Source organism: Candidatus Competibacteraceae bacterium, from assembly GCA_016699715.1.
Taxonomy (GTDB): Bacteria; Pseudomonadota; Gammaproteobacteria; order Competibacterales; family Competibacteraceae; genus Competibacter.
On the sequence record CP065007.1, the window covers coordinates 1673105 to 1689433 of the forward strand.

General features: G+C 61.1%; 15 protein-coding genes. 1 reads left to right on the forward strand and 14 read right to left on the reverse strand.

Annotation, left to right across the window (positions count from 1 at the left end; all coding sequences use genetic code 11):
* The first annotated feature begins 48 nt into the window (after positions 1 to 48).
* Positions 49 to 1059, forward strand: a complete 1011-nt coding sequence (locus IPM89_07465; protein QQS55607.1) for a hydrolase — start codon at positions 49 to 51, stop codon at positions 1057 to 1059.
* Here IPM89_07465 and IPM89_07470 read toward each other — a convergent pair.
* From IPM89_07470 to tssB, 14 genes are all read right to left on the reverse strand, one after another.
* Complete coding sequence (locus tag IPM89_07470) at positions 1043 to 1300, reverse strand: acyl carrier protein (protein ID QQS55608.1); 258 nt, start codon at positions 1298 to 1300, stop codon at positions 1043 to 1045. The genes IPM89_07465 and IPM89_07470 overlap by 17 nt on opposite strands.
* A 117-nt stretch (positions 1301 to 1417) precedes the next feature.
* Positions 1418 to 2842, reverse strand: coding sequence for a tetratricopeptide repeat protein (locus IPM89_07475; GenBank protein ID QQS55609.1), 1425 nt, complete (start codon positions 2840 to 2842; stop codon positions 1418 to 1420).
* Positions 2843 to 2852: 10 nt separating this feature from the next.
* Positions 2853 to 4241: a tetratricopeptide repeat protein gene (locus tag IPM89_07480; GenBank protein ID QQS55610.1), complete on the reverse strand. Its 1389-nt coding sequence runs from the start codon at positions 4239 to 4241 to the stop codon at positions 2853 to 2855.
* Positions 4222 to 4893 carry a hypothetical protein gene (locus IPM89_07485; protein QQS55611.1) on the reverse strand — a complete coding sequence of 224 codons (672 nt, stop codon included), beginning with the start codon at positions 4891 to 4893 and terminating at the stop codon, positions 4222 to 4224. Before IPM89_07485 ends, IPM89_07480 begins: the two co-directional genes overlap by 20 nt.
* A gap of 110 nt (positions 4894 to 5003) precedes the next feature.
* Positions 5004 to 5441: a hypothetical protein gene (locus IPM89_07490; GenBank protein ID QQS55612.1), complete on the reverse strand. Its 438-nt coding sequence runs from the start codon at positions 5439 to 5441 to the stop codon at positions 5004 to 5006.
* 201 nt (positions 5442 to 5642) lie between these two features.
* Entirely contained in the window at positions 5643 to 6119 is a 477-nt protein-coding gene (locus tag IPM89_07495) for a hypothetical protein (protein QQS55613.1), read from the reverse strand.
* A 251-nt stretch (positions 6120 to 6370) separates the two neighbouring features.
* Positions 6371 to 9055 (reverse strand): type VI secretion system ATPase TssH, encoded by a 2685-nt coding sequence (tssH, locus tag IPM89_07500; protein ID QQS55614.1) that lies wholly within the window; start codon positions 9053 to 9055, stop codon positions 6371 to 6373.
* Positions 9056 to 9205: 150 nt separating this feature from the next.
* The gene (tssG, locus tag IPM89_07505) at positions 9206 to 10237 is read right to left on the reverse strand and encodes a type VI secretion system baseplate subunit TssG (GenBank protein QQS55615.1); all 1032 of its coding nucleotides are present in this window, start codon (positions 10235 to 10237) and stop codon (positions 9206 to 9208) included.
* Positions 10201 to 12078 (reverse strand): type VI secretion system baseplate subunit TssF, encoded by a 1878-nt coding sequence (tssF, locus tag IPM89_07510; protein QQS55616.1) that lies wholly within the window; start codon positions 12076 to 12078, stop codon positions 10201 to 10203. Before tssF ends, tssG begins: the two co-directional genes overlap by 37 nt.
* Positions 12078 to 12593, reverse strand: coding sequence for a type VI secretion system baseplate subunit TssE (gene tssE / locus IPM89_07515; protein ID QQS55617.1), 516 nt, complete (start codon positions 12591 to 12593; stop codon positions 12078 to 12080). Before tssE ends, tssF begins: the two co-directional genes overlap by 1 nt.
* Positions 12586 to 13413 (reverse strand): tetratricopeptide repeat protein, encoded by an 828-nt coding sequence (locus IPM89_07520; protein QQS55618.1) that lies wholly within the window; start codon positions 13411 to 13413, stop codon positions 12586 to 12588. The genes tssE and IPM89_07520 overlap by 8 nt, the downstream gene beginning before the upstream one ends.
* Before the next feature lie 110 nt (positions 13414 to 13523).
* Positions 13524 to 14012, reverse strand: a complete 489-nt coding sequence (locus IPM89_07525) for a type VI secretion system tube protein Hcp (protein QQS55619.1) — start codon at positions 14010 to 14012, stop codon at positions 13524 to 13526.
* A gap of 252 nt (positions 14013 to 14264) precedes the next feature.
* The gene (gene tssC, locus IPM89_07530; GenBank protein ID QQS55620.1) at positions 14265 to 15767 is read right to left on the reverse strand and encodes a type VI secretion system contractile sheath large subunit; all 1503 of its coding nucleotides are present in this window, start codon (positions 15765 to 15767) and stop codon (positions 14265 to 14267) included.
* A gap of 6 nt (positions 15768 to 15773) precedes the next feature.
* Positions 15774 to 16292, reverse strand: a complete 519-nt coding sequence (tssB, locus tag IPM89_07535; protein QQS55621.1) for a type VI secretion system contractile sheath small subunit — start codon at positions 16290 to 16292, stop codon at positions 15774 to 15776.
* Positions 16293 to 16329 lie beyond the last annotated feature (37 nt).

A 16329-nucleotide genomic window follows, 5' to 3' on the forward strand; every position in this document is an offset into this window, starting at 1 on the left:
AAACCCGCTCTGATCTCCTTATCCATCCCGCGATCCGCTTATCACCTCATGCAATCCGCCAATTTTTGCCCGGCATGGTGGTTACCCGGCCCGCATGCTCAAACGCTGTGGCCGGTGCTGTGCCGACGCCGGCCCCGTTTGCCTCTACGGCGCGAACGCCTGGAATTGCCCGACGGCGATTTTCTGGATCTGGACTGGCTCCCCGGCGGACGGGGACCGATCGTGCTGATCCTGCACGGTTTGGAAGGCTCCAGCGCTTCTCATTACGCGCTCGGCCTGCTGGCGGCCATCGCCCGGCGCGGCTGGCGAGCAGTGGTGATGCACTTTCGCGGCCGCGGCGGCCAGCCCAACCGGCTGGCGCGCGGCTATTGCGCCGCCGATACCGCCGACATCGACCATGTGGCGACCTGGCTGCGCCAAAACGAGCCCACCACGCTCCTGGCCGCCATCGGCTACTCGCTGGGCGGCAACGCCCTGCTCAAGTGGCTGGGGGAAACCGGAACCGATAATCCCTTGCACGCAGCGGTTGCGGTATCGGTTCCCTTCGTGCTCGACACGACCGCGCGGCGGCTGAACCAGGGTTTTTCGCGGCTTTATCAGGCATACCTGTTGCGCGCGCTGAAAAAAAGCTACCGCAACAAATTCCGGCACCGCTCGGATGCTCCCATGCCCTTGGACGAACTGACGACGCTACGGGATTTCTACGCCTTCGACGACCGGATCACCGCGCCCCTGCACGGTTATGCCGGCGTCCATGACTACTACACCCAGGCCAGTTGCCGGCCTTACCTGCGGCACATCCGCGTTCCGACCCTGATCCTGCACGCCCTGGATGACCCCTTCATGCGGCCGGAAGCGGTACCGGACGCCAGCGAGCTTTCGTCCTGCGTGCGGCTGAAACTCGGCCCGCGCGGCGGTCATGTCGGCTTCGTTGCCGGGCGCTGGCCGTGGCGGGCGGAATATTGGCTGGAACAAAGGATTCCCGAGTTTCTGGCAACACGGTGGAGCGACTCAGGCACCCGCCTGGTGGAAGCGACAGCGCTCACCCCCCCGCCGTAACCTTGCCGCGGACAAACTCATGGACCTTGCCCAAGGTTTCGAAGGTTTCGGCACTAATCTCGTCGTCAGCAACCTCAATATCGAACTGCTGCTCCAAGGCATAGATCAAGGTCACCACCGCCATCGAGTCGAACTCCGGGATGCTCCCCAGCAGCGGCGTATCCGGGCCGAGCCGCAGGACCCGATCTCCCAACTGCAATATTTCGCCGACCAACTGCCGCACGTCATCGAACTCGACCATCAAAACCGCCTCCTCGGGATGGGAAAAAAGGCGACGCGCGGCGGCCGGCGAGTTGCCGGCCGCCGCGCGCGCCGAGAGCTTGTCAAGATAGTCTTGCCGATGACAAGAATCCAGCGGTTAGCTGATCGGGGCGACGGACTGGCGGGCCAGCACCACATAACCCATCATGGGCTGGTCACATTCCCGCCGCAGCGTGGCTGTCGTCATCGAGTGGATTTCCAGGCCTGCTTCCGCCAAGGCCTGCCGCAAATACTCGGCCGCATGGCAATAACGGCCACTGTGATTGATGCGAAATCCGCCCGGCGGCGCATCCCCCGTCACGGCTTCCGCCGTAAACGCCAACCAACCACCAGGGCGCAAGGCGGCGGCGGCGGCGGCGAACACCGCTTCCAACGCCCCGAAATACACCAGCGTATCGGCCGAAACGATCAGGTCGTAGGCTTGGAGCCGCCTCGCCAGAAACGCGGTCAGCTCGGCGACGACCAACTCATCATAACCACCTCGCTCGCGTGCCTTGTCCAACATGCGCGGCGACAGATCCACACCGACCAGATGGCGGGCATGGGGATGCAACAGCGGCGCGCACAAACCGGTGCCGCAGCCAGCGTCCAGAACATCCAGACCGGCGGCGGGCGTACCCAACACTTCGGCGATCCGCTCCGCGATGACCGCCGGCGCCTGATAGTTCAACTCCTGCACCAAATGCTGGTCGAACCCCTCCGCATACCGATCGAACAGATACGTCACGTAGGCATCGGAAGCGCGTACCGGCGTCTGATCCTGCCCGAACCAGGCCGCCAAGCGATGCTGGGCGATCGGATCGTCCGGCATCAACCGTAGCCAGAATTGCAGCAAATTCAGCGCGGCCTTGCTATCTCCCAATTGGAACACGGCGTTGCCCAACACCATCCGTGCGTCTTCGGACCGTCCCATGCGATGCAGTAAGCCACCCAACTGCTCGATGGCCTCCTCGTGGCCGGCATCGCAGCGCAGCGCGGCCTCCTGGGCGACAATCGCTTCTTCAAACTGCCCCAACTCGGCCAGCACCAGGCCGAGGCGGTGGTGGATTTCAGCGCTTGCGGGGCGCCGCTCGCTGGCCTGGCGGTACGCCTCCAGCGCTTCCGGCAGCCGCCCCAACCCCCTGAGCACCGCGCCCATATTCACGCAGGCTTCCACCTCATCCGCTCTGTAAATGGTCGCCTGCCGGTAGGCGGCGATAGCATCTTCGTAGCGCTTCTGGACGATCAGCACGTTGCCCAGATTGGTATATGCCGCCGCATAATCGGGCGCGTTGCGGATGGCCCGGCGAATGAACTGTTCCGCCTGGGTCGATTGCCCCCGTTGCTGCATGAGAATTCCCAGAAAATTCAAGGCTTCCGGGTGATCGGGCTGGGCATCGAGCACCCGCTGGTAAAATACCTGCGCCTGGGTCAGATCGCCCTGGCGATGCCGTGTCATCGCCTGATCAAACCATCCGGCCACCACCGTGGTCCGCAAATCGCCGCCAGACGTTTGATCCAACTTCTTAGCATTGTCGCTCACTGGCGCCTCCTCAAGCTTGCCTCGACCACGTTTCAACCTCTGTCACTGGCAAGAGCTTGCGCGCCAGCACCAGGAACCCGACGACCGGTTGGCCGCCTTCCAGACGTAAATCCACGGTTTCCAGAGTTTCGATCGCCATGCCGGCCCGGACCAGTTCTCGGCGCAGATAGGCTTCGGCATGGCGGTAGCGACCGCTGCGATCCAGCAGGAACTCCTCCGCTTCCCCACCCTCGCCTCGCTCCACGGTAAACGCCAGCCAACCCTCGGGCCGCAGGGCGGCGGCGGCGGCGACCAACACCGGCCGCAGATTGCCAAAATAAATCAGAGTATCCGCCGACACGATCAGGTCATGAGACGCTGGTCGGGCGGTGAGGAACGCGGTCAGCTCCGCGACCGCCAATTCGTCGTAACCCCCCCGCGCCCGCGCGCGCTCCACCATGCGCGGCGACAGATCGACTCCGACCAAACGGCGGGCGTAAGGACGCAACAGCGGCCCACAAAGCCCCGTGCCGCAACCGGCGTCCAATATCTCCAGCGACTGGGTCGGCACGCCCAGCGCCGTGCCGACTTCCCGAGCAATCAACTCCGGCGCCCGATATTCCAGCCGGCGCAGGTGGTCGTCGAAGCTGTCGGCCATGCCATCGAACAGTTCCTGGACATAATCGTCCGCCGCCCGCGCCGGCGCGGCGCGCCCGGAATGCGCCGCCAACAGATGCCGGGCGACCGGGTTGGCCGGATCTTGTTCCAACCAGCGTCGGAACAATTCGGCGGCTTCCTCGCTGCGATTGAGCCGGTACAACAGCATACCCAAACTCTTATAAGCGGAAGCATGGCCGGGCCGCAGTCGGATCGCCTCGCGGTGCGCGGTCACCGCTTCTTCATAGCGCTCCAGCATCGTCAGCGCCTTGCCCAAGTTGAGATGGACCTCTGGCAAGCGCTGATCCAAGGCAAGCGCCTGCTGACAGGCCACTACCGCTTCCTCGAACCGGCCGGACCGCCGCAGCATCACACCAAGATTGCAGCGGGCACCGAGATTGCCGGGCGCCAGCTCAATGGCCTGGCGATAAGCCGCCGCTGCCTCATCGAACCGCTCCATGGCGGCCAGCACGTTGCCCAGGTTATTGTGGGCGTCCGCATAGCGTGGCTTCAATTCGAGCGCTTGGCGGATCAACTTGACGGCGCCGTCGTTATCGCGCCGCTGCGCGGCAAGCACGCCCAGAAAATGCAGGGCATCGACCTGCCGTGGATTCCGGCGGAGTGTCTGGCGATAAAGCGCTTCCGCCGCATCAAGTTGCCCTTGCCGCTGCATGGCAATCGCTTGCTCGACCCATTGTGCTTCGCTGGCAGGCGCATCCGAGCGCACCGCGCCGGCGAGCGCCCTACGTTGCTTGCGATTCATCGGCGTCGTCCCGAATGTCTGATTGGGCTCTCCGGCGGTGCATCCAGAAGGGAAGGCTGCGGCCGGTTTTTCTCATCCAGCGCAGCAGCAGCGAGTCCCCGCTGAATTCAATCACCCAATAGGTTCGTTCCGGTTCTTCGACGCCTTCCCAGCACAATAGCAACTCCTGCCCGCGCAATTCCCAGCGGCCAACGGCTTCCGTTGCCGATTCCATCGCCATCCACTGAAAAGAGCCGTCCTCGCTCAACCGCAAGCTTTCATCGTCGGAACACCACTCGCCAATCAATTCCTCCGGTGCCGGCACTCGCAGCAGAGCTTCCAAGGGGTCGCAACAGCCCGGTCGCACCGCCCGCGCTACTCGCGGCGCGGGCGGCATCGGTGGCAGTGCCGACACCGAGGGCACCTGTGGCGGTCGTTTTTGGGATAGCGCCCGCAGGTCACGCGCCAGGTAATTTTGTTCGACGACCTGACCGAGCCATTCCCCGTCGTATTTCCATACCGAACCTTGGGCGTCGCGCCAGCCTAGATAACGTCCGGTTCTGTCAAACAGCCGATCATTCTTGAAAAAGCCCGCGTAGACTCCGGTCCATTTGAAAACGACGGCACATGGTTCCTGATCGCTGTTCAAAAACTCAAAATCATAAGCTTCCATCGTAATTTCTCAGCGTCGCCTCAATTCGTACAACCAGCATCTGTCTGTGGGCTCGATGGCCCAAGTCAAGAGATCAAAGGATTGAGAAATACTAAACCGGGTATTGAAAATCAGGGCTTATAATCGATATCCATTGGCATACCATGGCGCTTCAACCAATCCAATGCTTTCTCAGCTTGGGAAATTGGGAGGTTACCAACACATTTCTTGGTGGTGTAATACTTACCATCCGAAGATTCGTAAAGATAGAGTAAATATTCTTCATTAAGTTGAAACTCAAACGCACAGGTCGTGGCGGTTAATACACTCACTTCATTCTGGATTTTTTTCTTCCAAACCTTGGATACGCTGATTCTTGCCGTTGCACCCTCCTTATTAATATCTCCCTTGACAGCCATCACCTTGCCCCACAGCACGATATCCGCCTGTTTATAAGCGGCTATCGGTGAAATCGAACCAGGACAACGGCAGGCAAAACCCACTGTTGGCAACATCAACAGGAGAACGGTCAGGAATGCCCCTCTGCAAAAAAAATTTTGTGTGATCATAATATTATGGCACCCTCACTTATACGCAGTTGAAACCCGCCACCGCCGTTACCAACCTAGCGCCATGCTCTTGTCAGTTAGCGTTCAAGTCCTCTCCTTTTCGCATTGCAAAAAGAGAGGGGTATTTTCAGACAGCCACCGGTGATATGTTTAGTGCCAGACTGGCAATTAATCCTTACTTGTCAAAATGATAAATGCAAATCACCCCGAAATATTCGGGTCGTAAGGCGTATGTGGATCATCAACTCCAGTGGTCAACTCCGACTGCTTACCCAACCTACACGCAAGGACCGCTCGCTCTGCCCGTTTGTCTGCTCCACCCGGCGCTCCGTCGGTATGCGCCAATTCATGAATCAAAGTCGCCAGCACCGTCCAACGACCAATCCTAAAAGCTCTCCTTGAAATAGCGATCTCTTTACCGCTGACTTGATTTGTCTCGCCGTAGGCATTCATGGTGGCATGGTAATTCACCCATATCGTATTGTCTGCAAGCAACTCTGTGAGCGATTTGCCATCGGGTAAGGTACGGAAATACGCATTGGCCGAATTGAATTTACTGGCTATCTCCTTCGCTTTTGTGCGCGCCCATCGCATGCTGCCCTGATATTCAGCAGGAATAGCAACATAACCAGCTTCAGAGCTTACATGATCACCAATATTGATCTGCATAGTTGCCATAGGAGCACCTCCTTACATTTGGCTCAACTGAAATTGCGCAAAATACACAAACCTAAAAATCAGGTCAGTATGCCATTTGTGGCAAACATGCGCTACTTGGTTTTATAGAAAGCACTTTCCATACCAACCCAAGCGACTCTATCCTGCGGAGCAACTCCATCCTGATTAATGCTCTATTAGCTTGGGGAGCCAGCCCAGAATAACCTCCTCTAGTTCATTCTGGACCGGTTCATTTCAGTCCTAAGCCACTCTCATTCAAACTCGAAACCAAACTCCCCATCCACGACCTTAATTTGCACCCGCGAAACCGGTTTGCCTTCCACCATCCGATTCAGGAATTCCTGACTGATCGCCGGCAACACGGTGTTGGTCAGAATCGCGTCCACCATTCGCCCACCGCTCTCCAGTTCCGTGCAGCGACTGACGATCAACTTCACCACCTCGTCGTCATAGCCGAATGGGACCTTGTGGTTCTCCAAAACCCGTTTCTGAACCCGTCCCAATTGCAGGCGCACGATATCGCCGATCATCTCGTCGCTAAGCGGGTAATAGGGAATCGTCACCAACCGGCCGAGCAGCGCCGGCGGAAATACCTTGAGCAACGGTTCCCGCAGTGCCTTGGCCAAGCCATCGGGGTCGGGCAACAAATCCGGGTCCTTGCACATGCCCATGATCAAATCGGTACCGACGTTGGTGGTTAGCAGGATCAGGGTGTTTTTAAAGTCGATGTGCCGCCCCTCGCCATCTTCCATCCACCCCTTGTCGAACACCTGGAAGAAGATTTCATGCACATCGTGATGCGCCTTCTCCACCTCATCCAGCAGCACCACACTGTAGGGCCGGCGGCGCACCGCCTCGGTCAACACACCGCCCTCACCATAGCCGACATAACCCGGCGGCGCGCCCTTGAGCGTGGAAACGGTGTGCGCTTCCTGAAACTCGCTCATGTTGATGGTGATGACGTTCTGCTCACCGCCGTACAGCGCCTCGGCCAGCGCCAACGCCGTCTCGGTCTTGCCCACGCCGGACGGGCCGGCCAGCATGAACACGCCGATCGGCTTGCTGGGGTTGTCCAATGCAGCGCGCGAGGTCTGAATCCGCCGGGCGATCATATCCAGGGCATGGCGCTGGCCGATGATGCGGCGGTTGATGATGTCGGCCAGCTTGAGCACGGTTTCGATTTCGTTCTTGACCATGCGTCCGACCGGAATGCCGGTCCAGTCGGCAACCACCGAGGCCACCGCCTGAGCGTCCACGCTGGGCAGAATCAGCGGTGTTTCGCCCTGTAATTCGTGCAGTCGGGTTTGGAGATCCTTCAGCTCCGCCAGCCAGGTCTGCCGTTCCGGATCGGGTTCGGTTACAGAGGAGGTATCGACTGCACCGCCGTCACCGCGCAGCTTGGCCCGCAGTTCCAGAACCTGGTCCACCAAGCCTTTTTCTTCCTGCCAACGGGCATCCAGTTGCCCCAATCGCAGCTGCTCGGCCTGCAACTTCTCGGTGGCGTCGTTCTGACGTTGAGCGGTATCGATGCCGACCACCGTCTCGCGACCGATGATCTCCAGTTCGGTGTTCAGCCCTTCGATGCGGCGGCGGCAGTCTTCGACCTCGGCCGGCACCGCGTGCAGGCTGATCGCCACCCGGGCGCTGGCGGTATCCAGCAGGCTGACCGCCTTGTCCGGCAACTGCCGGGCCGGGATGTAGCGATGCGACAGCTTGACCGCCGCCTCCAGCGCCTCGTCGAGAATCTGCACCCGATGATGCTGCTCCATGGTCGAGGCCATCCCGCGCATCATCAGGATGGTTTTTTCCTCGCTGGGCTCGCCGACCTGCACCACCTGAAAACGGCGGGTCAGCGCGGGATCTTTCTCGATGTGCTTTTTGTACTCGGCCCAGGTAGTGGCGGCGATGGTGCGCAATTTACCGCGCGCCAGCGCTGGCTTGAGCAGGTTGGCGGCGTCGCCGGTACCGGCCGCGCCGCCAGCGCCGATCAGGGTATGGGCCTCGTCGATGAACAGGATGATCGGCTTGGGCGAGGATTGCACCTCGTCGATCACCTGCCGCAGCCGGTTCTCGAACTCGCCCTTCATGCTGGCCCCGGCCTGGAGGAGGCCGACGTCCAACACCCGCAGCGTCACGTCCTGCAACGGCGGCGGCACATCACCGGAAGCGATGCGTTGGGCGAAACCTTCGACCACCGCCGTCTTGCCCACGCCGGCCTCGCCGGTCAGGATCGGGTTGTTCTGGCGGCGGCGCATCAGAATATCGACGATCTGACGGATTTCCTCATCACGGCCGACGATGGGGTCCAGTTCACCCTTGCGCGCCCGCTCGGTCAGATCCACCGAAAAGCGTTGCAGGGCTTCCTGCTTGCCCATCTGCGCCGGCGCCACGGCCTCGCTGGCCTCGCCGGGCGCCGCGCCGCCGCCGACCTGGGAACCGTCCGCGGCGCGCAACCCGGTTTCCGGCGAGGCGGCGACGATATCGCCAAACCGGTCACCCAGTTCGTCCAGCTTGACCTTGTCGAATTCGCGCGAGATGGCCAGCAGCACGTTGCGCAGGTCCGGCGTCCTCAGCATCCCGATCAGCAGGTGACCGGTGCGCACCTGGGCGTCCTTGAACATCAAGGTCGCGCACACCCAGCCACTCTCCACCGCCGCATCGACATGGGAGGACAGATCGGAAATCGACGTCGAGCCGCGCGGCAACCGGTCCAGGGCCTCGGTGAAATCCTTGGCCAGCCGCGACGGATTCAAACTGAAGTGTTGGATGATCCGGTGCAGATCCGAATCCTGCAATTGCAGGATTTGATGCAGCCAGTGCACCAGCTCTACATAAGGATTCCCACGCAGCTTGCAGAAAACGGTGGCGCTTTCGATGGCTTTATAGCCCAGACTGTTCAGCTTACCGAATGCGGTGACACGACTGATTTCGGCCATAGGTTCAGACTCCCAGCGGCATTGACAGGTAGACACGCGAGGTCAAGAGCCAAGGTCAGGGTCAGGGTCAGGTGAGGAGGTCTCCAGCCAGCCTTCGGCCCTTTACCGCTCTCACCTTTAACCGGTCGCCTTTAACCCTTCACCTCAAGATCAGGTACAGTAGATAACGGCATCCAGCTTCAGGTCATCGGCGTCGCGATCCAGCGGCTGGCTGGTCAGCCAGGTGGTCCAGCCCAACTGCGACCCCTCGCCCAATCGCAGCGGCGGGACTTCCTCCTTGCGGAGGATCAGATTGACATCCCACAGCAGTTCGTCGCCGGCGTAGTTGCGCACCCAGTCGATCAAGCGCCGCAAACTGGCGCCGCCGGGTAAAAAGCGCTGAAATTCCGCCAAGCCCATCGGCCCCATGACAACCCGAAACTTGTGCTGGCAGTCCCACACCCGCTCGCCGATCACCGCCGTCGTTCCCAACAGGCCGGTGGCCGGGGTTTCCCCCAACCGGCAGCGACTGGCCTCGGACAGCGGCAGCCAGTGCCCGACGAAGCTCTCGACCAGCACCGGCAGCTTGAAGAAATCCGCCAGGATCGCCTGCAAGCCCTCGGGGTTGCGGGTCTGGCCGACCAGGCGGCCGGCGTAATGAAACTTGGCCAGATCCGGCACCGCATCCCGATTCCACAGCGACGGCATGCCCAAACCGCACAGGGCGCCGACATAGACATTGAAGCGATCGGTTTCCGGCCGGTCGAAGCTGACGGTCGGTTGGGTATCCGCCCAGGCCCGGTAGAACAGGCTGAGCATCCGATGATGGAAGACATCGGCGAACCAGGCGAAGGTCCGGTCGTCGAAATTGCGCGACCGGTCGCGCGCGTATTCGGTCAGATGCAGTGGCAACGGCCCTTGCGGGCCAAACAACCCCAGAAAATATTCGAACAGGCGCGGCGGCTTGCCGTCGCCACCCGGATCGAAGGCCGCCAGCGTGGCCGGCGCGAAAGCCATCGACGGCTCCTGCGCCAGACGCACGGGATCATCGCTCAGCCGGGTCGCCTTGCCCAGCCGAGGCTTATCGCGGTACAGGCATTCCAGCCGCCGCAGCGCCTGGAAGAAATGGAAGGTATACGGCTTGTGCTGTAGCGCCTCGAACAGAGCTACAGCGTATGCCTGCGTCCGATCCGGGCTGGCCATCGAATGATCTCGCCCCGCTCGGTCGATCTAACGACCGTTTCGGTGAAGGAATTGATGGAAGCGTACTTGGCGAAAAACTGCTCCAGCACCGCGCCCAACAGCAGGATGCCCACCCCTTCAAAGGCGGCCTCATCCAGCGTCAAGGTCACTTCCAGGCCGCGGGCGAAGGCGATCGGACCGGGAATCGGCGCGCGCCGGGTCACCGGTGTGGCCCGCACCGAGCAGACTCCATCGACCTGCCGGCGGACGGTCATTTCCGCCAGGTTGCCATACAGCGCCAGCAACTCCCGCAGCGCCACGGCGCCCTGACGGGCGTCGGTATCGGCCAGCGACAGATAGTTCAGGGACAGATGACTGATGAGCCGCCAAGCGGTGTCGCCGTGCGCGTGGGAAGGCCACGGCCGGGTGGGTCCGGCCAAACAGCGCACGGCGCCGACCGGCGCCCCGGAGGCCAGCGTGAAGTCGGTATCGCCCCGCCCGATCGGCATGAGCAGGGGCAAATCGCGGTTGGTGCACCAGGTGGTGACCGCCAGTTGCCGCAGGTTGCCGCGATACGGCGCCTCGTCGGCATCGACCAGCGACAGAAAAACTTCGCTGCCCACGTAACTCGAACGCGGCCCATCGCGCCGCTGCTGCCTGGACAATAGGCGCGGCAATCGGTGCTGGGTGTAGTAGGAACGCTGTTGGCGCTGGTCGATCCGATCGTAGCTGGCGTAGAACGGGAGAAATTCCTGTTCTTCGCCTTCGGAACCAATCCCGGTAACCTCGTTGATCTGGTAAACCTCGAAATCCATCGGCCGGGTGCGGTCTGGCACCAGGTGATGTTCGGCCACCTGATCGCTCAGGTGAATACGGTCGGCCCGCTTGGGAAACAAATTGATCGCGGGCGCGCAGAACAGGGCGAAATTTTCCGCCGCCACCACGTTTTCCAGCGCCCGATCGTCGCGGTTGAGCAGGATCAATACTTCCAGCTCGCGATCCGCGCAGCGGCGCACCGCCGGCCCCAGGCCACCCAGTTCCACGAACAGATAGCGCTGCGGGAAGGAGAAGTACTCCTGCAACAGCCGGTAGCCCTGAAACGAGGGCGGTGTGCAGGGCAGCAGGGCCTGCTCATCCTCGAAGCCGAGCCGCCGGATTTCGTGCTTGGCCACGACTTCGTGCCAGGGTGCCGGCCGCTGGCCGGGCCGCGCCACCACCATCACCACGTTGGCCAGCAACTGCTCGTACAGCCGGGACGGCACGGCCTCGCTGCCGTGCAGGTAGAGTGGCAACTCGCTCAGTGCCAGCTTGTTGAAGGGCAGACCCGGCAGCGTCGTGCGCAGGCGCAACCGGATGCCGGCGCGGACCTTGGCCAGATCCGGCAGATCGAGCTGCGCCACTGGTTCCTTACCGGCGAAATATTGCGCCTCGGTCAGTTCCAGCGGCCATAGCGTCACGTCATGGGCGGTCCGGTACTCGCAGGGCGTTTGATCGCCCTTGCCGAGCTGGCTGTGCAATTGGCTGTCGCGAGGGATCACGAACCCCTGTTCGAGCGCGCCTTCGGTCGGGTCCGGCTGGAAGTGGGCCACCAGCATCGACGGCGTCGGCGCCAGATAGTGCGGGTAGACGATCTCCAGCAAGTGCTGGGTGAACCGCGGGAACTCGGCATCCATCTTGAGCTGCACCCGCCCCGCCAGGAAGCTGAAACCCTCCAGCAACCGCTCGACATAGGGATCGGCGCACTCGAACCCCTCCAACCCCAACCGCCCGGCGATCTTCGGGAACTCGCGGGCGAATTCCCCGCCCAGCTCGCGCAAGTGCTGGAGTTCCCGGTTGTAGTATTCGAGCAGACGGGGATCCATCAGTGCTCCCTCGTCCGACTGGCTTCCTCGACCTTGACCTGACCGCTTTCCAGGTCGATCTCGGTTTTCCAGTATAATTGTATGGGCATGGGCTGCCCCCACAACTCCCCTTCGATCTCGAAGGTCAGGGCATTATGGCTCATGCGCTCCTCGGTAAACGACGCGCGCACCCGCAACGAATTGCGCAGGATGCGCGGTTCGAAATCCATGATCACCTGGCGCAGAATGAGCTCCAGCCCATCCACGTCCAAACTACGGGCCGTCACCCCAGCCAGCGGCGGCAAGCCAAAATTGAGGGTCGACCGGGCGGCGAAGGGATAACGCTCGATTTCGCGGTCATCCGGCATCCGGCTGGTGTTGAACAGCCAAGCCAGATCGCGCAGCACGCACTCGCGCAAACGGTTCGTGGACAGCACTCGCTTGTCGCGCGATTCCTGCTGCTGGTACGGCTCGTCGTCGGTCAGGCGATCCAACAGCGAAGGTTGCAGCCGCTCCCTGGGCGTGAGTTCAGCCATCGCCGGAATCTGTCTCTTGCGGTGGGGCTTCCGGGGTGTTCAGATCGATCCGCCGAATATCGAGCAGCGAATATTCGTTTTGATCGGTGGCCAACAGGCGCTGTCCGATGCCCAGATAGATCCCGCTCTCCTGCTCCAGCCACTCGGTCTTGCGGCCCAGTTGCAGCTGTGGATCGGCGCTGGCCTGCGAGCCGGGATAGCGTGACGGAATCAGGCCCACGGCTTCGCCGCCGTTGGCCCAGGTGAAACCGGCGGGCATCCAGACATAGTCGCGCAGGTCGCTGGGCTGTTCGAGCGCGAGCGTGCGGATCCGCTGCCAGGGGATCCAGTAGTAGCGGCCGTTGATTACGGCCTCCAGCATCGGCCCCAGCCGCGGGTCGGCGTCGGCGAGCCACTCGAACGGCTGGCCATCCAGGGTTCCCGAGGTCGCCGCCGCGCCCTCAAATGCCTGGTCGCGCGCCACTTGGGCCTGGGCATGATGGCCGCCGGCGGTCAACTGCAACGCCTCCAACAACAACGCCATCCAGGGTTCGGGATCGCCGAAAATCAGCGGCGAACGACGACCGGCGAACACCTCGGCGCGCAATAATTCGCAGCGGATGGCTTCGCGGTAAGTCTGCACCATCGGCAGGGATTCGGGGTCCATCTCCTCCAGTACGTTCAACTGGTTCGACGCCCGCTCCCATTGCCCCAGCACCGCCAGCAACTGAAACAGGAAGATACGGTATTTGGCGTTGGCGGGCTCTTTGCGCACCTGCGCCTGCAACTCGGCCAGGGCGTCCTGCAAACGGCCTTCGCGTACACTTTGCTCGGCTTGCATAAACGGCATATCCCACTGGTTGGGAATGAAAAACACCGCGCACCCGGACCGAACAAGCGTCCGAATGCGCGGAATCCGCGTCTGGGCCCCGGACCGAACGCGCCTTGTCGTCAGACCTTCTTGTTGGTCTTGACATCCCAGCCGGCCTTGCCGGCCGACTTGGTCGCGCCCTTCTCATCCTGGGTGAAGTATTCCTGAGTCAAGTTGGTGAAGTTCAACGACAGGCTCTCGACCGGCAGGCCGGCGCCGTCGCTGCCACCAGTCTGATAACTGCTGACCAGCACGTCCTTGAACTTGAACTCCAGGAACTTCTTCTGCCCACCGTCCTTGCCGGTCGGCTTGCGCATCACCAGGGTAGCCTCGGGGTAGTGGTGGCCCGAGCAGCACGACAGCAGCAGTTCGGGCGAAGCGGCGCAGAAGTGCATGGTGTAGCTGAAGTCCTGCAAACTGACCTTGCTGGCGCCCAGGCCGACGCCGTGCCCGGCGGTGCCCATCTGGCTGGCGCCCCAGCTCCAGCTCAACACCTCGATCCATTCCTTGAATTCGTGATCCTTGCATTCGCCCTTCACGTCGCCAATTTTCAAAAATGCATCAGCCATGGTCGTATCCTCTCGATGTGGGTATGGAAACTGCCGGCGGGTTACCCCGCCCCTGCGAGCAACGGCGCCTTTCCCGCCCGGCCTTGGGCGTAAAAGACTGGAAGTTCCGTCGTCGATCTAGATAATGCACCTTGTGTGCCAAAATACAAGCCACTGTTTCTAAGCAACTTGTTTCCATTTTCTTCCTGCGAACGGATCAGAACGAGCCCTTGGAGTCCATTCTGACCCGTCCAGATTTCAAGCTTTTTCGACCTAAGCTCCCTTGATCGAAGGCAGTTTGGAGACCAGGCGTAGCGACACGGTCAACCCTTCCAACTGATAGTGGGGGCGCAGGAAGAACTTTGAAGTGTAGTAGCCTGGATTGCCTTCCACCTCCTCCACCACCACCTCGGCGGCGGCCAAGGGTTTCATGGCCTTGGTCTCGTCGCTGGAAATGGCGGGATTGCCGTCCACATAGTTGTAAATCCATTCCTGCAACCAGAGTTGCAACTGATCGCGTTCCTTGAACGAGCCGATCTTGTCGCGCACCATGCATTTCAGGTAGTGGGCGAAGCGGCAGGTCGCGAACAGATAGGGCAAGCGGGCCGACAGATTGGCGTTGGCGGTGGCGTCCGGATCATCGTACTCGGCCGGCTTTTGCAGCGACTGGGCACCGATAAAAGCCGCGAAGTCACTGTTCTTCTTGTGGATCAGCGGCATGAATCCGTTCTTGGCCAACTCCGCCTCGCGCCGGTCGCTGATGGCGATTTCGGTGGGACACTTCATGTCCACGCCACCGTCATCCGTCGGGAAGGTATGGGTCGGCAGATTCTCCACCGCGCCGCCGGATTCGATGCCGCGAATCCGGGTACACCAGCCATACATCTTGAACGCCCGGGTAATGTTGGTGGCCATCGCATAGGCCGAATTGGCCCAGGTATATTTGTTGTGGTCGGCGCCTTCCACGTCTTCCTCGAAATCGAACTCCTCGACTGGATCGGACTTGGCCCCGTAGGGCTGGCGCGCCAGAAATCGCGGCATGGCCAAGCCAATGTAACGGGAATCCTCCGATTCGCGCAGCGACCGCCAAGCAGCATATTCCGGAGTCTGGAAGATCTTGGTGAGATCGCGCGGATTGCTCAATTCCTGCCAGGAATCCATCTGCATGGCCGTGGGCGCGGCGGCGGCGATGAACGGCGTGTGAGAAGCAGCGGCGATCTGCGACATTCCCCGCAACAATTCGACATCCGGTGGGCTATGGTCGAAGTAGTAGTCACCCACCAGGCAACCGAACGGTTCGCCGCCGAACTGGCCGTACTCTTCTTCGTAGACTTTCTTGAACAGCGGGCTTTGGTCCCAGGCAACCCCTTTGAATTTTTTAAGATTTTTTGCCAACTCCTTCTTAGAGATGTTCATCACCCGAATCTTCAACATCTCGTCGGTTTCGGTATTGTTAACCAGGTAGCTCAATCCGCGCCAAGCGCCCTCCAGTTGCTGGAACTCCGAATGGTGCATGATCAGATTGATCTGTTCGCTCAGCTTGCGGTCGATGGCGGCGATCATCGACTCGATGGACTTGAGCACGTCCCTGGAAATCAGCGTCGTATGCTGCAAGGCTTGCTCGGCCAAGGTGTGGACGGCATTCTCGACCGCCTGCTTGGCCTGATCGGATTTAGGCTTGAATTCCCGCTGCAACAGCGAGCCAAACTCGCTGGCTTCCACCGTTTCGGTTTGGGCTTCGGGCTGGGCCTGGGCGTTCGTGTCGGTTTCGGCCATGGTTCATCACTCCTCGGCGGCGGGCGCTTCGCCCTCGGGTTTGGGCGCGGACGCCAGAGCTTGCAACAGAGTCGGATCGTTCAGCACCTTGGCGATCAGATCCTCGGCGCCGGTCTTGCCGTCCATATAGGTCATCAGATTGGTGAGTTGCTCGCGCGCCTGCAGCAACTGATTCAAGGCATCGACCTTGCGGGCCACGGCGGCCGGAGAGAAATCGTCCATGCTCTCGAAGGTCAGATCCACGCTCAACTCGCCTTCGCCGGTAAGCGAGTTGGGAACCCGAAACGCCGCGCGCGGCTTCATGGCTTTCATGCGGCTATCGAAATTATCCACGTCGACTTCGAGGAACTTGCGCTCGGCCACTGGCGCCAGCGGATCGACCGGCTTTCCGGACAGGTCGGCCATCACGCCCATTACGAACGGCAGTTGTACCTTCTTCTGCGAGCCATACACCTCAACGTCGTACTCGATCTGTACGCGCGGCGCCCGGTTACGGGCGATAAATTTCTGGCTGCTCATCGCCATCGGAAAATTACCTCTCTGGAATTCGGAAGCGTGTGGT

Coding starts and splice junctions, on each gene's coding strand:
- IPM89_07465 (QQS55607.1), top strand. CDS start 49: ATGCAATCCGCCAATTTTTGCCCGGCATGGTGGTTACCCGGCCCGCAT.
- IPM89_07470 (QQS55608.1), bottom strand. CDS start 1,300: ATGGTCGAGTTCGATGACGTGCGGCAGTTGGTCGGCGAAATATTGCAG.
- IPM89_07480 (QQS55610.1), bottom strand. CDS start 4,241: ATGAATCGCAAGCAACGTAGGGCGCTCGCCGGCGCGGTGCGCTCGGAT.
- IPM89_07485 (QQS55611.1), bottom strand. CDS start 4,893: ATGGAAGCTTATGATTTTGAGTTTTTGAACAGCGATCAGGAACCATGT.
- IPM89_07490 (QQS55612.1), bottom strand. CDS start 5,441: ATGATCACACAAAATTTTTTTTGCAGAGGGGCATTCCTGACCGTTCTC.
- IPM89_07495 (QQS55613.1), bottom strand. CDS start 6,119: ATGGCAACTATGCAGATCAATATTGGTGATCATGTAAGCTCTGAAGCT.
- tssH (QQS55614.1), bottom strand. CDS start 9,055: ATGGCCGAAATCAGTCGTGTCACCGCATTCGGTAAGCTGAACAGTCTG.
- tssG (QQS55615.1), bottom strand. CDS start 10,237: ATGGCCAGCCCGGATCGGACGCAGGCATACGCTGTAGCTCTGTTCGAG.
- tssF (QQS55616.1), bottom strand. CDS start 12,078: ATGGATCCCCGTCTGCTCGAATACTACAACCGGGAACTCCAGCACTTG.
- tssE (QQS55617.1), bottom strand. CDS start 12,593: ATGGCTGAACTCACGCCCAGGGAGCGGCTGCAACCTTCGCTGTTGGAT.
- IPM89_07520 (QQS55618.1), bottom strand. CDS start 13,413: ATGCAAGCCGAGCAAAGTGTACGCGAAGGCCGTTTGCAGGACGCCCTG.
- IPM89_07525 (QQS55619.1), bottom strand. CDS start 14,012: ATGGCTGATGCATTTTTGAAAATTGGCGACGTGAAGGGCGAATGCAAG.
- tssC (QQS55620.1), bottom strand. CDS start 15,767: ATGGCCGAAACCGACACGAACGCCCAGGCCCAGCCCGAAGCCCAAACC.
- tssB (QQS55621.1), bottom strand. CDS start 16,292: ATGGCGATGAGCAGCCAGAAATTTATCGCCCGTAACCGGGCGCCGCGC.